Consider the following 16,894-nt stretch of genomic DNA (forward strand, 5'->3'; position numbering starts at 1 on the left):
GGCCGGATCTCAACGTGGGCAGGCGTGAACTCGTCTGCGGGCAGCGGCACTTGAGGGGCGATCCGAGACGCCGCGCCCCGCCGGTCAGCGCACCCGCCCCCGCGGCTTCAGCGGGACGCCCGGGAGTTCGGGAGCCGGGATCGGGTCCCCGTCGTACCCCTTCACCTCACCGAAGCGGTCGCCGGTCATCCAGTCCGTGCGCGCCTGCTCGATCTCGGCCTGGGTGCGGCCGATGAAGTTCCACCACATATCACAAGAATCGCGGCTTAGCCCAGGTCAGGGCTGTCTCGGACCATCGCCGGTCAGCAAGTAGTCAGCATCGGCGATCGAGGAGTCAGCAACACGATGGCGACCAGGACTCTGGCCCGCGGCATGGGCACGTTCTTCAAGGTGTGTGAGCACCCCGAGCCCCGCTGGTCCAAGTGCCCGCATGAGTACACGATCCGGTACCGCGACGCGGCCGGGAAGCAGACCGAGGATGCCGGGTTCACCAACCAGGACCGGGCCATCGCACGTCTCGTAGAGATCTATGAGGCGAAGAGGGCGAAGCCTCAACGGCAGAGCAAGGCCGAACGTATCCAGAAGTACGGCGCGATGCAGTTCAAGGAGTACACCGACGAATGGAAGGCCGGTCAGCGGGACCTTGCCGCTTCATCGCTTCGGCACCTCGACTCCCTGCTCGAACACCATCTCTTCCCGGCTCTGCAGAGCCGGCGGATGAACACCTTCGACCACAAGGTCGTCGATGGCTTCATCCAGACCATGGAGCGGAACAGCGTCGGCCTCGCCACGCAGGCCAACGCCTACGACAAGCTCAAGGCGATACTCCTAGACGCGCATCGCCTGGGCCTGTTCAGCGAGAACCCGCTGGAAGGAGTCAAGCCGCCCCAGTACGACCCTGAGCGGGCGGTCATCCCGTCGGCGCAGCAGCTACAGACCATCCGCACGGCCGGTGACGATACGTTCCTCCTGATCGCCGACCTCATGAGCGGCTGCGGCCTGCGCAACGGAGAAGCCGCCGCGGTCAACCTCAACAACATCGTCGCCGACGACGTGTACCGGATCACGGAGCAGGTGAACCAGACCACCAAGACGTACGGACGCCTGAAGCACCGCAAGATCGGCGAGTACCGGGACGTGCCTCTCCCCTCACGGGTCAAGTCGACCATCGAGTGGTACGCCGACAAGTACGGCACGGTCGACGGGTACTTGCTCCGCCACCCGAAGGACCCGACCAAGGCGTTTCCGTACTACTACCTCCAGAACCAGTGGCAGCGGCTGATCAAGTCGGGCGAGGCGGACGTTCCAAATGGCATGGTCATCTACGGCTTCCGCCACTTCTTCGCGTCAAACTGCCTGACTCACGGGATTCCGATCACGGACGTCGCGGAGTGGATGGGGCACAAGAGTCTGGACATCACATTCAAGATCTACCGGCACCTCATGCCAGGATCGATGAGTAAGGCCGCGAAGATCCTCGACATGGGGCTGACTGCGTGAGGTGCCACCGAGTGATCCTCGCTCGGTCCGAACCGATCGAGGGCCACTCGCGCGGGACCACCCAACAAATGAATGAGTGTTCTAGGGCCTGTCTGACAAATGTTTACCCCGTGGACTCGCGAAGCCAGAGGATCAAGGAAGCCAGGACAACTCCGGCACGGTAGCGGTCGCCGAGCTTGTCGAACCGGGTCGCGATCGCGCGGAACTGCTTGAGGCGGGCGAAGCATCGTTCGACGACGTTGCGGTCGCGGTAGGCGACCTTGTCGAAGGCCGGCGGCCGGCCGCCGAGGGCTCCGCGTCGGTGGCGGTTCGCCGCCTGGTCGCGGCGCTCGGGGATCGTGGCAGCGATGCCCCGGCGCCTCAACAGATGGCGGATGGCCCTGCTGGAATACGCCTTGTCACCCAGCACACGGTCCGGTGTCGTGCGCGGGCGGCCGTGCCGAGGCGCGGGGTGCGGATGCCGTCGAGGACCTGGCCGAACGCCGTCGCGTCGTTGACGTTGCCGGGCGTGAGCACAATCGACAGGGGCAGGCCCCGGCCATCGACGGCGAGATGGACTTTGGTGGTCAGTCCGCCTCGGGAGCGGCCGAGGGCCTGGCGCGCCTGCGAGCGGCCCGGACCTTCCAGTTCGTTCCCGTTCACATCCCCTTTTTGCGGGCGCCGACTGCGTGCTGATGGGCTCGGTTGATGGTGGAGTCGACGGAGACGGTCCATTCCACCCGGCCCACCCCGTCATCGCGGACCTGAACGTGCTCCAGCAACCGTGCCCAGGTGCCGTCCGCCTCCCAGCGGACGAACCGCTCGTAGACGGTCTGCCACGGCCCGAACCGGTCGGGAAGATCCCGCCACGGAGCCCCGGTCCGCAGCCACCACAGCACCCCGCTGACCACCTGCCGGTGGTCACGCCACGGACGGCCCCGTCCGTCCACCTGAGGCAAAAGGGGCTCTATCCGCCTCCATGCCGCATCCGTCAACTCACCTCGACCTGCCGCAAGATCAATTATCAGACCGGCTATAGAGTCCTGCCCGTGGCGAATCATCAGGACGAGACCAGGACGGCTTACGACGGTGTCGTCGAGCTGTACGCATCGCTGTTCGCAAACCGGCTGGAAACACAGCCTTTCTCCCGGGCCATGATCGGCACCTTCGCCGAACTGGTGCGCGCGACAGGCAACCTGCGGACAGCGGACGTCGGGTGCGGGCCCGGACATCTGACAGCCATGCTGCACGAACTCGGCCTGGACGCCTTCGGACTAGACCTTGCCCCCGGCATGGTCGACCACGCCCGGCAGGCCCATCCGGCGCTGCGCTTCCAAGAGGCGCGGATGGAATCCCTGCCGATCGAGGACGCCGCGCTCGGCGGCGTACTGGCCCACTACTCAATGATCCACACCCCTCCGGGGAAACTACCGGAGCTGCTCGCCGAACAGGTACGCGTCCTGGCACCGGACGGTCTACTCCTGGTCTCCTTCTTCGGGACCGACGGACAAGAACCGGTCCGGTTCGACCACAAGGTGGCGCCCGCCTACAGCTGGCCGGTGGATCGCCTCGCCGAACTTCTGGGCGATGCTGGGTTCGATCCCTTCGCCCGGCTGCTCCACGATCCATCCTCTGATCGGGGCTTCCTCGACGCCCATCTACTGGCCCGCCGTTCGTAGCCACTGCCCAGTCCCTCCAGCCGATCGGCGCACCTCCGGATTGCCAGCTCAGCCGAATCTCGCTGATCAGACCGGAATTGTCAGACACCCCTAGGACGTCACCATTCCGGAACCCGCTGCTGCCTGACCCAACCTTGCACTTCCGACAACTTGAACTGAAGCTTCGCATTACGACCCGACCCGAACTTGTATGGCGTCAAACCCAGTCGCGGCGCCTCCTTGTACACCCACTGGACGGACATGTTCAGGTACTCCGCTGTCTGCTTGACATCCATGAATTGGGGCGGCATCTGAATCCTCGCGCACATGTATCCACCAATCTGAGCGGCAGCCCAGACTTCCCCCGGTCTCCTTACGAAGTGCGACTTGGCTCGGCCCTTAGGTTCCTGATAATGGTCGCGGACACGAAGCGGCAGCTGGAGGGTAGCGACGAATGTGTAGCCTTGTTCTGTCACCTTTCTAAGGGATGGCCGGCAACGCGCGAGCATTCCCCTGATGCAGAGGGCTGAGCAAGATGACGCCGCCACAGCCGCCCCAGCGAGGCTCGTTTGGTGATGAGTGCCGAGCCAGTCGTCTGGTATTCCTTTGCGGTCACCGCCCTCGCGACGTTCCGGCGCAAGGTCCTGCCTCTGTCGCTCACCGTCGGCGTGCCGTGGCTGGTCGGGCCCGTGCTCTTGCTGATGGTCGCTCTCGGCCAGCCAGTCTTCGCCTACCGTCGGCCAGCGCTGCCGCGCTGAGCTGATCCGCGGCACTCGAGCGCAACCGGCGCCAACTCACCCTCTCTGTCCCAGAATCTGAGCAGCGCCCAAGCCGAATGAGCGCATCGGCATACGCTGCGGTGATCACAGGTGAGGGGAGCTGTCGGTGTCGGGTTTGCATGTGGTCAAGGTGGCGCAGTGGCAGGGGTCCGGGGCGGCTACCGCCGACCGGCTGCGGGAGGGAGCCCGTTGGCTTGCTGAGCTGATTCCCGCGCGTCGTCGGCATACGGTCACGCTCGACGAAGAGGGCGGCACGTCTCGGGGAGGTGTGCGGAACGCCGAAGTTCTGGAACGACACCTGCACGCGGTACGGGCGGCAGTAGCCGAGGTTGCTGCGGACGACCTCATGGTGATCGTCGGGGGCGACTGCGCTGTCGATCTCGCGCCAATCGAGGCTGCCCTCGCTGCGTACGGGGACCGGCTGGCACTGGTGTGGTTCGACGCGCACGCGGACCTCAACTCGCCGCAGTCGTCACCCTCCGGCGCCTTCCACGGCATGGTGCTGCGTGCGCTCATCGGCGACGGTCCGAACGGCCTGCGCCCCGCGCGCAGTCTGCCGGCCGACCGCGTCGTCTTGGCAGGCGCCCGATCACTGGATCCGGGTGAGCGGGATCTGGTCGCACACCGCGGCATCCCTCTTCTCGGCGTCGAGCAGTTGGCCGACCCGTGCGCGCTCCTGGACACCGTGAAGGCCACTGGCGCGGAGGCGGTGTATGTCCACATCGACCTCGACGTCCTCGACCCGCACGTCTTTGCGGCCGTCGGCACGCCGGAGCCGGGCGGGCTCGGTGTCGCTGAACTACTTCATGCAGTGCGGGCACTCGCCGCGGAGTTCACGCTCGCCGGTATCGCCCTCACCGAGTATGAGCGAAGCGACGTCACCGAACAGGAAGAGGCTGTACTGCGCAGCATGGTCAACGGACTGTTCACCCCTGAGGAGAGTGCACCAGCGCCGCTGCGTTCAGACACGCAGGTTGCAGCGCCGTAGGCGCAAGGGTGGCCTTTGGTGCTGCACTGACCCCAGCTGCAGCACTTGTGGTGGCCGAAGGCGCTGTGATCCACGCCGTCTTGCCCCGTGGCGTACGGGTGAACAGGTCCGCTGACTGCCCCTTCCGTCTCTCACCCGGGGAAGCTCTTGGCAAGCCGCCCTTAACGAGCTCGTGCGTGGTTGGCGGTGGCGCGTCGGACCTTGGTCGTTGATCATGGCCTGTGTGGCAGGGACCGGGGTGCGTGCAGCGATCACCCGAAGCCGGCGGATCACGGGGCTGAGTCCCGACGTGGTCGCTGAACTCGTCGCCGAGATCGGCCCGTTGTGGCACGAGCGGCATCAGGCCGGACTGGTTTCACGGCCTCGTCGCCGAGCTGTCGGTGCCGGGGCAAAGCACAAAACTGGTCTTCGTCGACCGGCTGTTGGCGACCCTCGTCCACCTCCGGCACGGCGCCACCCACGACGTGCTGACCTGCTGGTTCGGTGTCGACCGCTCGACCATCACACGCGCAATCGGTGAAGTACGGCCTCTGCTCGCTGAGCGTGGTTGCACCGCCGCGCCCGGCCTGCGGCTGTGCACCCTCGCCGACGCCATCCATCATCTCCGTGCGAGCGGGCAGACCGGGATCATCGACGGCACCGAGATCCGGGTCCGTCGCCCGGCCGCCGGACGCAAGGACCTCCCTACCGCCTGCATTCAACTACCGAGCTTTCAGGCGGCAGCATTCCCCGGTACCTCGACACCGGCACTGTCGCTATCGTCACGCTGGACGTTTTGCTCCAAGAGCAGGAGCGTTGCTTCCCCCCTGTCGGAGTCGCGGCGGTGCTCGTCGAACTTCTCGGCGAGTTGAGCCACGAGACCGGCGGACTCACGGTCGCCGAGGGCAACCGCATCCTCGGTGACCGCGAAGCCTGCGCCCTGGTTGCCGACCGCTTCTGTCACGCCATCCGTCAGCGCGAGCATGCGCCGTTTCGGGCCCATACCTACGGAAGTGACGTAGATACGGGTGACCGACGGCGCGAGAGAGAACAGGCCGAGCGGCGGCAGCATAGTCAAGGGTTCGATCGCAGTGATACGGCCGTCAGCGACTACATAGGGCGGCTGATGGCCGCAGCAGATGAACTCCACCCTGCTGCCGTCGTCTGCGGCGTTCATCAGCAATACCTTGGCGTACGCGTCCAGGTGCGGGGCGAGGGCCGCGTCCAGGCGCACGGCCAGATCGGTGAGACTCGGCTCGGTAAGGCTCTGGCGGCGCCAGCGTTCCAGGAGTTCCTCGGCCACGGCACGGGTGGCATCGGACTTTCCCGGCAGGTCAGCCATCAGGATGCGAATGCCGTACGGGGTCGGCACTGCCTCATGGAAACAACAGCTCATGACGCTTGTGGAAGGACCAGGGAAACAGTGGGACTCCGCCCTTAGGTCATACAGTTGCCAACTCCCACGGGCCGGCAGGTCTTGCGCGGCCCCTTGCGTGGCGTGCTTCCGGGCACGCTGCGGACCTGGCTCGTCTCGGGCTGCTCGGCCTCTGGGACCGCCGCACGGATGATCCGCCACCGCAGCACGGTCCTCAACCACATGGGTCGCCGAACTGACCGGCTGGCCCACCGGCTCAAGTGAGACACGGGTCGGATGAGCCCGCGCTGCACGCCCTTGAACTGGTCGGCCCGATGCGGCCCTCACGCAGTGGCCCGTGCCGTTGCCCACGCCGCAGGCTGCGGTGCTGGGCGTCTGCATATGGCCGACGCCGCGCCGCCTGGACAAAGTTGAGGCGATCAGACAGCCCGTCCGTACGCGTGAGGGAGCCAAGGTGCAGTTGAGCGTCGCCACCGTCCTGCAGGAATCCGCCGCCCGACATCCGGACCGGATCGCGGTCGTCGACGGGGACCTCCGCATCACCTACCGAGACCTGTGGCAGGACGTCTTGCAGCTCGCCGGCCGGCTCCGTGCCGACGGCGTGAGAGCCGGTGACCGGGTCGCCCTGCTGCTGCCCAACACGGCCGACTTCCCGCGCGTCTACTATGCGGTGCTCGCCGCCGGGGCCACCGCGGTGCCCGTCCACGGGCTGCTCCTGGCCGACGAGGTCGCGTACGTGCTGCGGCACAGCGGCTGTCGTGCCGTGGTCGCGGCCGGGAAGCCGGCCGCGGTCGCTGAGGCCGCCGCGGCGGACGCCGGCGTCCGGCTCCTGCCCGTCGACCGCGGCGGGCCGGCCCTCGACGGCCCCGAGCCGTGCGACCCGGAGGATACCGCGGTCGTCCTCTACACCAGCGGCACCACAGGGCGGCCCAAAGGCGCCCTGCTCACCCACGCGAACCTGGTACGGAACGCCACCGTATGCGCCCAGGACCTGTTCACTCTCACCCCCGACGACGTCGTCCTCGGCTGTCTGCCGCTGTTCCACAGCTTCGGCCAGTCCTGCGCGATGAACGCCGCACTCAGCGCGGGCGCGTCCCTGGTTCTGACCGCCCGTTTCACCGGTCCCGACGCCCTCGCGCTGATGGCGCGCGAAGCCGTGACGGTGTTCATGGGGGTGCCGACGATGTACCACGCGCTCGCCGAGGCGTCCGCGCAGGGCGGCCCCCGCCCGGCAGGCCTGCGTCTGGCGGTCTCGGGCGGCGCCGCGCTGCCGGTCGCCCTCCTGGAGCGCTTCGAGGACGCTTTCGACACGGTGATCCTAGAAGGTTACGGGCTCACCGAGACGTCGCCCGCCGCCACGTTCAACCGTCCCGCCGAACGGCGGACCGGGACGGTGGGCCGCCCCATCCCGGGGGTCGAGGCCGCTGTCGCCGATCCGAAGATCGAGGACCGCGTCGTCACCCTCGCCGACGGCGAGAGGGGCGAGATCGTCCTGCGCGGCCACAACGTCTTCGCCGGATACCTCGACGACCCGCGGGCCACCGCCGACGCCCTCGTCGATGGCTGGTTCCGTACCGGAGACCTCGGCGTCAAGGATCCGGACGGTTTCCTGACCATCGTCGACCGCAAGAAGGACCTGATCATTCGCGGTGGCTTCAACGTCTACCCCCGCGAAGTCGAGGAGACGCTGGCCCGCCACCCCGACATCGCTCAGGTCAGCGTGGTGGGGCTGCCTGACCAGGTCAGAGGCGAGGAGATCTGCGCCGCCGTGGTGCTGCGCCCCGGCACACAGCTTCACCCCGACGAACTCATCGAGTGGGCCAGGGGCCGCCTCGGGCGGCACAAGTACCCACGGATCGTGCGCGTGTTCAACTCGCTGCCGCTCGGCCCCAGCGGCAAGGTCCTCAAGCGCGAGCTGAGAGAGGCATGCGCATGACTCAGGCCGAAACCCGGACGGGCACGGTCCGCGGCTCCGTCGAGGACGGTGTCAGCGTCTTTCGCGGCATACCCTACGCGGCGGCGCCCGTCGGCCCCCTGCGCTTCCGGGCCCCTGCTCCCGTCCCCGCCTGGCAGGGGGTCCGCGATGCGACCACCTTCGGGCCCACTGCGCCCAAGAACCCGTACGCCCCGCCGTTGGACGCGCTCCTACCCGACCCCGACATCCCCGGCGACGCCTGCCTCAATCTCAACGTCTGGACGCCTGCCCCGGACGAGCGGCAGCGGGCCGTCATGGTGTGGATCCACGGAGGATCACTGCGCAACGGCTCCTCCGCCGTCCCCCTCTATGACGGATGGGCCTTCGCCCGTGACGGGGTGGTGCTGGTCTCCCTCAACTACCGGCTCGGCGTCGAGGGCTTCGGCGTCTTTCCGGACGCCCCCGCCAACCTCGGACTGCGCGACCAGCTCGCCGCGCTGTCCTGGGTCCGTGACAACATTCGCGCCTTCGGCGGCGATCCCGGCAACGTCACGGTCTTCGGGGAGTCCGCGGGGGCGACCAGCATCGCCGCTCTGCTCACCAGCCCCCACGCCACCGGGCTGTTCCACCGGGCCGTCATGCAGAGCGGAGCCCCGACCGCGCTCCCACCCGCCCAGGCAGCGCGTACCACCGTGGCCATGGCCAAGCACCTGGGAGTCGACGCCACCGCTGCGGCCTTTGCCCGCGTCGAACCGTCACGCCTGCTGGCCGCGCAGCGTACCGCGACCTCCGGGGGCACCCCTCTGACCGGCAACCGCGGGTTCCACCCTGTGATCGACGGGGACTTTCTTCCTGCCGCACCTGCCGCCGCACCAGCGGCGGGTGCCACTGACGGCATCGATCTCCTCCTGGGCAGCAACACTCACGAGCACCGGCTGTGGTTCGAACCCAGCGGCCTCGTCGACCGGATCGGCCGCGGCACCCTGTGGGCCGCCACGCTGAGGAACCGGGCCCCCCTGCGCGCCCCCGGGGTCTACCGAGCCTCCCGGCCGGACGCACCGCCCGGCGAGATCCTCGGAGCGATGACCACCGACAAAATCCTCAGGGCCCCGCTCATCCGACTCGCCGATGACCGCACCGGCCGACCGGGCCGAACCTATGTCTACGAATTCGCGTGGCCGTCACCGGTAGGGCGGCTCGGAGCCTGCCACGCCCTGGAAATCGGCTTCGTCTTCGACACTCTGCACACCGCCGACAGCCACCTCTTGGCCGGTGACGCGGCCCCGCAAGAGCTCGCCCGGGCCATGCACCAAGCGTGGATCGCCTTCGCCACCCACGGGGACCCCGGCTGGGAACCCTGGAACCGCACCCAGCCCGTGATGACCTTCGGCGCCGACGGCCCCCGAACCGTCCACGCTCCGAGAGACGAAGAACTGCGCCTGTGGGACTGAGGCCCGGGCATCCCGCCCACCTGCTCTGGCCCACAGTCAGGGGCTGCCCGATCGCACGACACCGGCGCTCCCGACGTTTCATCGACCTGCGGTGCGTCCGTTCGCTGGCCAACTGCCCCGACGGAGCCTCAGATCTACTGGAGGCCGCGTTGACCGTCGTCGCATGCTCCGGCACCACCGCCAGCGGCTTCACTCGCTCTACGCACGCCCGAACACCGCCCCCACACGACGCGCTCTCGGCCGACACCGACCTGGGGGCCATGACCGTTGGCTTGCTCCAACGACGCCGAACCGTTCCGCCTGCTTCGAGCTTCACCCCGCCCTCAGGCTCGCGCGCCTTCAGGGAAGCCATTGCCACCGCCTCACTGACGCCTGGGAGCTGCCGCTGCCCGCCGCCGGACCACGCCCGGCGTCGGGTCATCATGCCGCCGGGACGCGGACGCGGGTGGTCAGTAGTACGGAGTCGCGGGCGGCGGCCCTGGCACTGGGGTCGAAGTCCGGCGCAGCGCAGACGAGGAGCGTCCGGCCGTCGTCGCCGCCAAGTCCGCAGGCGAAGGCCCTGAGACCAGCGGGCAGGTCGAGCTGCTCGACGATCCCCTCACCCTCGCGGACTCTGACCACACGTCCGTGAAGGGCATCGGCGACCCACAGGTCATCTGCACCGTCGACGGCACATCCGTCGGGCGCGTACCTGAGTCCCGCGATCATCTCGCCGACCGGGGCCATCGGCGGCGAGGGAGCGACCTGCGCCCAGGTGCGGCGCCCGTCCAGCAGGCCGTCCGGTGTGAGCGTGAAAGCGGTGTGGCGGGCAGCGAAGGTCTCCCCGACGACGAGAGTCCTGCCGTGATCGGTGAGGACGGCCGCGTTGGGGAAGACCAGGCCTTCGGCGGCGACCCGTACCGCTCCGTCGGGCCGGACGCTGAGCAGCGAAGCAGTACGCGGGTGTTCGCCGCCGTTCAGGTCGAAGCCGAAGCACCCCACGAGGGCGGTTCCGTCGGGTAGGACGAGCATGTCGTTGGCCGGCCCCTCGCAGTACGGGGTCAGGTCGGCGTGCACGACGACGCTGCCGTCCGGTTCGCGCCGCATGACTTGCCGCGCCCGCATCGCGACGAAGAGGAGTGCTCCGTCGGGCAGCCAGCCGAGGCCCCCAGGGTGGTCGCCCTCGAGGTCGAGAACGGTGGTGGTCCGGCCGTCGTCGGTCACGGTCACGATGCGGTCCGCGTAGAAGTCTGACAGCCACCACACGCCCTCGTGCCACCGCGGGCACTCGTAGAACGCGCCCGTGGCGCCGATCGGGGTCCATGTCGGCTTCGTCATGCCCGCACTCTCGCCGAAGGAGGACGCGTGGGTCCATGGGCAACCGCCCACCGTTCACCGGCACCGATGAACGAAAACGACACCCGCCCGCATCGTTCCGCGCCACCGCCAACCAAGCACGAGATCGTTGGGCGGCTTCATGTCCCACGGATCGCTGGTGATCGAACGCCTACGAATTCGACGGTCGGGGTGGCCGGGGCTGCCGGGCCGATCCGACGTTCCCGAGGTGCCGCACTCTGGTGGGCGGGAAGGCTCAGCACCCACCTTGGCGCTCGTTCCCATCTCGGGCGCGGTGTCCACGCGGCACTCACGCTTCGGGGGAACTCGTGCTCGCAGCAACCGCAGCCGGTCAGTCCTGGCGCTCGGATAGTTCGTCGGCGCGGGCACTGATCAGTCGGCGGACAACGGCAGCCGATCGCGACGGTTGGCTGTCCGTGCGCTGGACCAGGCTGGCCTCAACCGGCTCGGCATCCAGCAGTGGCAGCCAGACCAGATCCGTCGGCTGCTCCTGCGGGCCGAAGCGGGCGAGCAGTCCGACACCGGCGCCCTGGCGCACCATGGTCTGCACTGTTCGTGCCGACATCGCCTCGACCATCGACTCGGCCTGCGGCAGGCGCTCCGCGAGCCGCCGGTGCAGGACGGTTCCTGGCCGCATGGTCACGATCGGCTGGGCTGCGAGATCGTCCCAGGTGATCCGGCTCCGGTTGGCGAGCGGGTGGTCCGACCGGGCGTAGACGCCCAAGGGCGCCGCCATGAGGCGCCGCCGGATCAGGCCGCTGAGGACCGGCTCGTTCGGTGTGGTGACCACGGCAAGGTCCAGATCACCGTCGCGGACGGCGCGTTCGATGTCGGTCGAGGAGCCCTCGCGTACAGAGAAGCGCAGGCCCGGATGGTCGCTGAGCAGCCGTCCGACGACAGGAGCCACGATGGTCTCGACGGTCACCGATCCGCCGCCGATGGAAACCCTGCCCTGGTAGGTCCCGTTGGCGGCGAGCGCCGCCTCGCGCACCGCGTCTTCGGCTGCCACGAGGCGGCCCAGCGGGCCGACGAGCGCTTCACCGGCCGGAGTGGCCCGGACTCCGCCGCGGCTGCGGATCAGCAGGACGGCGTCCAGCTCCTCTTCAAGGACGATCAGCTGCTGACTGATCGTGGGTTGGCTGACACCGCAGAGCGCTGCCGCCGAGCGGAGCGATCCCGTGCTGATCGCGGCGAGGAGGTACCGGGCGCGTTCGACTCGCATCGGCACAGGTTATAGCCATTGCCTTGCACCGGAGCCAGCATCCCACATGGTTCCCAGGCCGGCCGCGCCGCGACATCGTGCCGTAAGTCACGATCGCGCGATGACGCGCCGGTCGCCGGTGAAAGGATTCCTTGTGCCTGGGCCTCTGTATGGAGTGCGTGTTCTGGACATCTCGACCGTCCTGGCCGGCCCCCTCGCTTGCTCGCTGCTCGCCGAGTTCGGCGCCGAGGTGATCAAGGTCGAGGTGCCCGGTGCCGGGGACCCGGCACGCAGCTACCCTCCGCTGGAGGACGGAGTGTCCGCCGGCTGGGCGGTCATCGGGCGCAACAAGTCCAGCGTGACCATCGACCTGCACCACCCGGAGGCCGCGGAGCTCGTCGGGCGGCTGGCCGCGACGGTGGACGTGGTGGTCACCAATTTCCGGCCGGCTACCCTGCGCCGGTTCTCCATCGACTACGACGACCTCATCGCCTATCGGTCCGACCTCGTCATGGTGCATGTGAGCGCCTACGGTCGCACCGGCCCATACGCGGATCGTCCCGGCTTCGCCCGCGTCGCCGAGGCCTTCGCGGGCCTGACCCATCGCACGGGTTTCCCCGATGGGCCGCCGGTCTTCGCCGGCTACCCGGTTGCCGACGGAGTCACCGGGATCTACGCAGCGTTCGCCGCGATGCTCGCACTCCGTCAGCGGGACCTGACCGGCGAGCCTCAACTGGCCGACATCGGCCTGTACGAACCTCTGCTGCGGATGATGGAGGACTTCATCGTCGACTACGACGCAACCGGCAAGGCCCAGGGGCGCCAGGGCAACGAGAATCCGCATATCAGTCCCAACAACCTCTACCGGACGCGGGACGGGCGGTGGCTGGCCCTGCCCGCGTCGACCGAGCAGATGTGGCGCCGGCTCATCGTTGCGATGGACGCACCGGATCTCGCGGCCTACGACTCCATGACGGCGCGCCTTGAACACCGCGCGGAGATCGAAGGGCGGGTGGCCGCCTTCGTGGCCGCCCACGACCTCGCCCCCCTCACCGAATTGCTCGAGACGTCGGGAGTTGCCTGCGGTCCGGTGAACACTGCCGCCGACATTTGCGCCGACCCGCAGGTGCGAGCGCGGGGATCTGTGGTGGAGGTGGCGGATGAGCGCAGCGGCCGGATCCGTAGGGTGCAGGGCTCCGCGGGGCACTTTTCGGGCTTCACGCAGCAGATCGACAGGCGCGCTCCACGACTGGGCGAGCACACCCACGACGTGCTGAAGGGCCTCGGCCTCGATGCAGCTGCCATCGACGACCTCGCCGACCGCGGCGTCATCTGAACGGGGAACGCACTCATGTCCGTGGCCGACGTGTCGATCGTCGTACTCCTCGCTCTCTTCGTGGCAGCCCTCGTTCCGAGGTTCCACCTCGGACTCGCCGCCCTGCCGGTCGCCTTCCTGGTCGGGCTCGCCGCGGACCGCAGCGCCGACGAGGTGACGGCCTTCTTCCCTGGCGACTTCTTCGTGCTGCTTGTCGGAATCACCGCGCTGTTCGCGGTCGCCCAGATCAACGGCACCCTCGACTGGCTCCTCGACGGCATGCTCCGCCTGGTCGGCGGACGGGCCCTGATGATCGCTCTGGTGCCATTCCTGATCGGTGCCGTACTGACGGCGATCGGCACTCTCCCGGCCGCGGCCACCGCCATCGTCGCGCCGATCGCGCTCGGGATCGCCGCGCGGTACGGGATACCTCCGCTCATCGCGGCCGTACTCGGTCTCACCGGCATCATCAGCGGACTGCTCTCGCCGCTGGCCGTGTACGGCAGCACCGCGTATCAGCTCGGCGAGAAGCTCAAGGTCGGCCTGCCCGGCTCCGCACCGGGCAGCTTCTTCCTCGGCGGAGTGCTTGCGGGCCTCATCGTCTCCACCGCTTGCCTCGTGGTCGGGTTCCGCACCGGGGCCATGCCGAGCGGTCACCTCACGCCGGTCGGCCCTCCGCCCGCCGACCCGCCGGCCACAGAGCCATCCACCGCCCACGGCACCGGGCGACCCTACCTGGAGGAGTCCACCAGGCGCGCGCGTTCCCCGATCGCGGCCCGGATTCTCACGCTCACATGTCTGCTCGCCGTGGTGGTGTTGTCAGTCGGCTTCGACATCAACATCGGATACCTGGGACTTGCCGCCGCGGTCGTTCAGCAGCTCGCTCTCCGGTTGGATCCGAGCGAGATCATCTCCCGGATTCCTTGGAACATCGTGCTCCTCATCGGCGGACTCCTCACCTACGTCGCCCTGATGCAGGACCTGGGCGCCTTCACTCGCATCAGCGAACTGCTGCGGGTGGAAGGGGCACCGATGCTCAGCCTGCTCGTCCTCTGCTACATCGCCGGGATCACGTCCTTCGCGGCAAGCTCCATCGCGGTCTTCGCGACCACCATGCCGTTGGTTCCCGCGATCGTCGCCGACGGGGCCTCACCCGTGGGCGCCATCCTCGCGATCGCGTTGGCGTCGATCCTGGTCGACATCAATCCGCTGGGCATCACCGGCGGCCTGATCCTCGGCGCCGCCGGTCCAGACGACCGGGCACCACTCTTCCGGCAACTCCTCACCTGCGGACTCGTATCCGTCGTCGCCGCTCCGGCGTTGGCCTGTGCGGCCTTCGGATGGTGGTGAGGGGCTGGCCGTCCGATCCACAGGAGAACGGCCGGACCGGCCTCCACCGTGCGAACTTCCGCCTACGCAGCTCACAAACCCTGCGACGTATGGGGAAGTTGCCGATCAGCGCGAAGTGAACTGGCACGGGAGTAAAGGGACGTGCCCGATCGCACCGTAATCAACTGGAGGACTGCTATGGGAAAGAGGATTCGGCGCGCGCTGGTCGCGGCGGCGATGACGAGCATGTGGCTGCCGCTCCTGTCGGACACCGCGCCCGCCGCCGAGGGGCGCGACGAACGCGACACCTACGTCAATGACGCGGGGCGGGTGGAGTACGAGGTGCATTTGCCGCCCGGGTACGGACACGGCGAGAGGTTGCCGGTGCTCGTGGCGCTGCACGGCTGCGGCATGACCGGCTTCCGCATCAACTCGATGAAAGACATGACCCGGTTGAACGAGGTGGCCGACGCTCGGAACTTCATCGTCGTCTACCCGTCTCAGGATCCGCTGCGTAATCTCCGCCGTTGCTGGAACGGGATCCAGCCGCAGCACCAGCACCGGGGCGGTGGTGAGCCGTCGCTGATCGCCGGTGCCACCCGGGCCGTCATCGAGCGTTACGGTGCCGATGCCGAACGGGTGCACATCGCAGGGGCCTCCTCGGGCGCGGGTCTCGCGGTCGTCATGGCAGTGACCTACCCGGACGTGTACGCCTCGGCCGCGTCACTGGCCGGCGGCGAATACGCCTTCCACACGGTCCAGCCCGATCCGGACGCCGTCAGCCCCGTCGACACGGCGAAACTGGCCTACGCCGAGATGGGGCCGCGGGCCCGGCAGGTGCCGTTGCTGATCGAGCAGGGCGATGCGGACACCACGACGCCGCCGTGGATGGCCGAACGGCTCGCATCGCAGTGGGCCGTCCTCGACGATTTGGCGCCTGACGGTGTACTCGACGGGGACGTGGACGACACCCCCGACACCACCCAGCGGGTGGACGGCCCAGGCGACCGCCCCTACATCCGCACCCGGTACACGGCGCGCGACGGCGGACCGACGTTGATCGAGAAGTACGTGGTCGAGGGCCTGGGCCACAAGTGGCCCGGCGGCTCCGGCCCCAACGCGGATCCCCTGGGCCCGGACATGAGTGTGCTGCTGTGGGACTTCTTCGCCAAGCAGCGCCTCACATAAGCCGGTTGGCGCTGCTCGCCGACGGCACTGCCACCTTCCGAGATGCAAGCCCACTGCTCGGTCGTCGCCGGCCGGTACCACCCCGGGAAATCGCGCCCGCCCTTTGGCCGTGGCGGCATGGGCGACCGCGGCCAAGCCCTGCTCGCCGGCCTCACCGGCAAAGTCATCGAGATCGGCGCGGGCGACGGCGCGGGCTTCGCCCACTACCCGCCCACGGTGACCCGCGTCCTCGCCGTGGAACCCGAGCCCCGCCTACGAACCCTGGCCCAGGCAGCCGCGCGTCAAGCCCCCTGTCCCGGTCGAAGTCGTGGACGCCGTCGCCGAGAACCTTCCCGCAACCGAACAGAGCCTGGACGCCGCCGTGTTCTCCATAGTCCTCTGCACAGTGTGCGCCGCCCGGAGACGGCGCTGCGCGAAGCACTCCGAGTCCTGCGCCCCGGCGGACAACCACGGTTCCGCGAACACGTACGCGCGGAAACCTCAGGGGGCGCGGCGTACCGGTGTCACCTGCTGCCTGGAACACGCCCGCGCAAGGCGACGACTCCACAAGGGCCCGGGCCAGCTTCACCTCACATGGCATTGGCTGATGCCTTCCCTGCCTGCTGCCCGATCAACTCGGCCCTGCCGGGGGTGGCGAGGCAGCAGGCAGCCCTCCGGACCGCCTGAGAGTGAGAAGCGGCGAGAACGCAGACCTTGACCGACGACACAGCCCGGTACAACGTGTTGCACCGCCCTCGCTAAGGCGGCCTCACCACTCTCAGCGCCGATCGAACACGACAGCTGAAACTGACGCACCGTCAGGAAACTCAGCATCAACTCAGCATGAGTCTCACCAGAGGTTGCCACACCCTGCCAAACCCTGGATCAAACGCTCGGGTCGCGAGGCCGTGATCCTCGCACCC

13 protein-coding genes and 3 pseudogenes are annotated in these 16,894 nt (G+C 68.4%); 11 read left to right on the plus strand and 5 right to left on the minus strand.

Annotated elements, in window-relative coordinates:
- Positions 1-84: 84 nt before the first annotated feature.
- Positions 85-249 (minus strand): annotated as a pseudogene (locus tag BLT97_RS02335) (pirin family protein); the annotation flags it as partial.
- Between the two features lie 96 nt (positions 250-345).
- Here BLT97_RS02335 and BLT97_RS02340 point away from each other — a divergent pair.
- Positions 346-1,500 carry a tyrosine-type recombinase/integrase gene (locus tag BLT97_RS02340; RefSeq protein WP_245769098.1) on the plus strand — a complete coding sequence of 385 codons (1,155 nt, stop codon included), beginning with the start codon at positions 346-348 and terminating at the stop codon, positions 1,498-1,500.
- 81 nt (positions 1,501-1,581) lie between these two features.
- On the opposite strand, the pseudogene BLT97_RS02345 reads toward BLT97_RS02340, so the two are convergent.
- Positions 1,582-2,540: pseudogene (locus tag BLT97_RS02345) on the minus strand (IS5 family transposase).
- Between BLT97_RS02345 and BLT97_RS02350 the strand changes: the two are divergent.
- From BLT97_RS02350 to BLT97_RS39050, 4 genes and pseudogenes are all read left to right on the plus strand, one after another.
- Positions 2,529-3,158: a class I SAM-dependent methyltransferase gene (locus tag BLT97_RS02350; protein WP_093606936.1), complete on the plus strand. Its 630-nt coding sequence runs from the start codon at positions 2,529-2,531 to the stop codon at positions 3,156-3,158. The pseudogene BLT97_RS02345 and the gene BLT97_RS02350 sit on opposite strands and share 12 nt — an antisense overlap.
- Before the next feature lie 551 nt (positions 3,159-3,709).
- Entirely contained in the window at positions 3,710-3,895 is a 186-nt protein-coding gene (locus tag BLT97_RS02360) for a hypothetical protein (RefSeq protein WP_143041302.1), read from the plus strand.
- A gap of 127 nt (positions 3,896-4,022) precedes the next feature.
- Positions 4,023-4,904: an arginase family protein gene (locus BLT97_RS02365; RefSeq protein ID WP_093606939.1), complete on the plus strand. Its 882-nt coding sequence runs from the start codon at positions 4,023-4,025 to the stop codon at positions 4,902-4,904.
- A 380-nt stretch (positions 4,905-5,284) separates the two neighbouring features.
- Positions 5,285-5,395 (plus strand): annotated as a pseudogene (locus BLT97_RS39050) (transposase family protein); the annotation flags it as partial.
- A gap of 221 nt (positions 5,396-5,616) precedes the next feature.
- Here the strand turns inward: BLT97_RS39050 and BLT97_RS02375 are convergent.
- Positions 5,617-6,255, minus strand: a complete 639-nt coding sequence (locus BLT97_RS02375) for a SpoIIE family protein phosphatase (protein ID WP_176953606.1) — start codon at positions 6,253-6,255, stop codon at positions 5,617-5,619.
- A 192-nt stretch (positions 6,256-6,447) separates the two neighbouring features.
- Between BLT97_RS02375 and BLT97_RS39055 the strand changes: the two genes are divergently transcribed.
- The 3 genes from BLT97_RS39055 (at position 6,448) to BLT97_RS02390 (ending at position 9,624) form a co-directional block, all read left to right on the plus strand.
- A complete protein-coding gene (locus BLT97_RS39055; protein WP_425442657.1) occupies positions 6,448-6,522 on the plus strand; it encodes a hypothetical protein in 75 nt (24 codons plus the stop codon).
- A gap of 190 nt (positions 6,523-6,712) precedes the next feature.
- Positions 6,713-8,194, plus strand: coding sequence for a long-chain-fatty-acid--CoA ligase (locus BLT97_RS02385; protein WP_093606942.1), 1,482 nt, complete (start codon positions 6,713-6,715; stop codon positions 8,192-8,194).
- On the plus strand, positions 8,191-9,624 hold the full coding sequence (locus BLT97_RS02390) for a carboxylesterase/lipase family protein (RefSeq protein WP_093607714.1): 1,434 nt from the start codon (positions 8,191-8,193) through the stop codon (positions 9,622-9,624). The genes BLT97_RS02385 and BLT97_RS02390 overlap by 4 nt, the downstream gene beginning before the upstream one ends.
- A 420-nt stretch (positions 9,625-10,044) precedes the next feature.
- Here the strand turns inward: BLT97_RS02390 and BLT97_RS02395 are convergent, their stop codons facing one another.
- The gene (locus BLT97_RS02395) at positions 10,045-10,941 is read right to left on the minus strand and encodes an SMP-30/gluconolactonase/LRE family protein (RefSeq protein ID WP_093606943.1); all 897 of its coding nucleotides are present in this window, start codon (positions 10,939-10,941) and stop codon (positions 10,045-10,047) included.
- A gap of 349 nt (positions 10,942-11,290) precedes the next feature.
- Positions 11,291-12,181: a LysR family transcriptional regulator gene (locus BLT97_RS02400; RefSeq protein WP_093606944.1), complete on the minus strand. Its 891-nt coding sequence runs from the start codon at positions 12,179-12,181 to the stop codon at positions 11,291-11,293.
- A gap of 154 nt (positions 12,182-12,335) precedes the next feature.
- On the opposite strand from BLT97_RS02400, the gene BLT97_RS02405 reads away from it, so the two are divergent.
- From BLT97_RS02405 to BLT97_RS02415, 3 genes are all read left to right on the plus strand, one after another.
- On the plus strand, positions 12,336-13,496 hold the full coding sequence (locus tag BLT97_RS02405; protein WP_176953608.1) for a CaiB/BaiF CoA transferase family protein: 1,161 nt from the start codon (positions 12,336-12,338) through the stop codon (positions 13,494-13,496).
- A 15-nt stretch (positions 13,497-13,511) separates the two neighbouring features.
- Positions 13,512-14,825 (plus strand): SLC13 family permease, encoded by a 1,314-nt coding sequence (locus BLT97_RS02410; protein WP_093606946.1) that lies wholly within the window; start codon positions 13,512-13,514, stop codon positions 14,823-14,825.
- A gap of 177 nt (positions 14,826-15,002) precedes the next feature.
- Complete coding sequence (locus BLT97_RS02415) at positions 15,003-15,992, plus strand: extracellular catalytic domain type 1 short-chain-length polyhydroxyalkanoate depolymerase (protein WP_093606947.1); 990 nt, start codon at positions 15,003-15,005, stop codon at positions 15,990-15,992.
- Positions 15,993-16,894 lie beyond the last annotated feature (902 nt).

It is taken from the genome of Streptomyces indicus, assembly GCF_900100315.1.
GTDB classification, from domain to species: Bacteria; Actinomycetota; Actinomycetes; order Streptomycetales; family Streptomycetaceae; genus Streptomyces; species Streptomyces indicus.

What these genes read in the sequence shown, in the direction of transcription:
- BLT97_RS02340 (WP_245769098.1), top strand. Translation starts at nt 346, where the DNA reads ATGGCGACCAGGACTCTGGCCCGCGGCATGGGCACGTTCTTCAAGGTG.
- BLT97_RS02390 (WP_093607714.1), top strand. Translation starts at nt 8,191, where the DNA reads ATGACTCAGGCCGAAACCCGGACGGGCACGGTCCGCGGCTCCGTCGAG.
- BLT97_RS02395 (WP_093606943.1), bottom strand. Translation starts at nt 10,941, where the DNA reads ATGACGAAGCCGACATGGACCCCGATCGGCGCCACGGGCGCGTTCTAC.
- BLT97_RS02400 (WP_093606944.1), bottom strand. Translation starts at nt 12,181, where the DNA reads ATGCGAGTCGAACGCGCCCGGTACCTCCTCGCCGCGATCAGCACGGGA.
- BLT97_RS02410 (WP_093606946.1), top strand. Translation starts at nt 13,512, where the DNA reads ATGTCCGTGGCCGACGTGTCGATCGTCGTACTCCTCGCTCTCTTCGTG.
- BLT97_RS02415 (WP_093606947.1), top strand. Translation starts at nt 15,003, where the DNA reads ATGGGAAAGAGGATTCGGCGCGCGCTGGTCGCGGCGGCGATGACGAGC.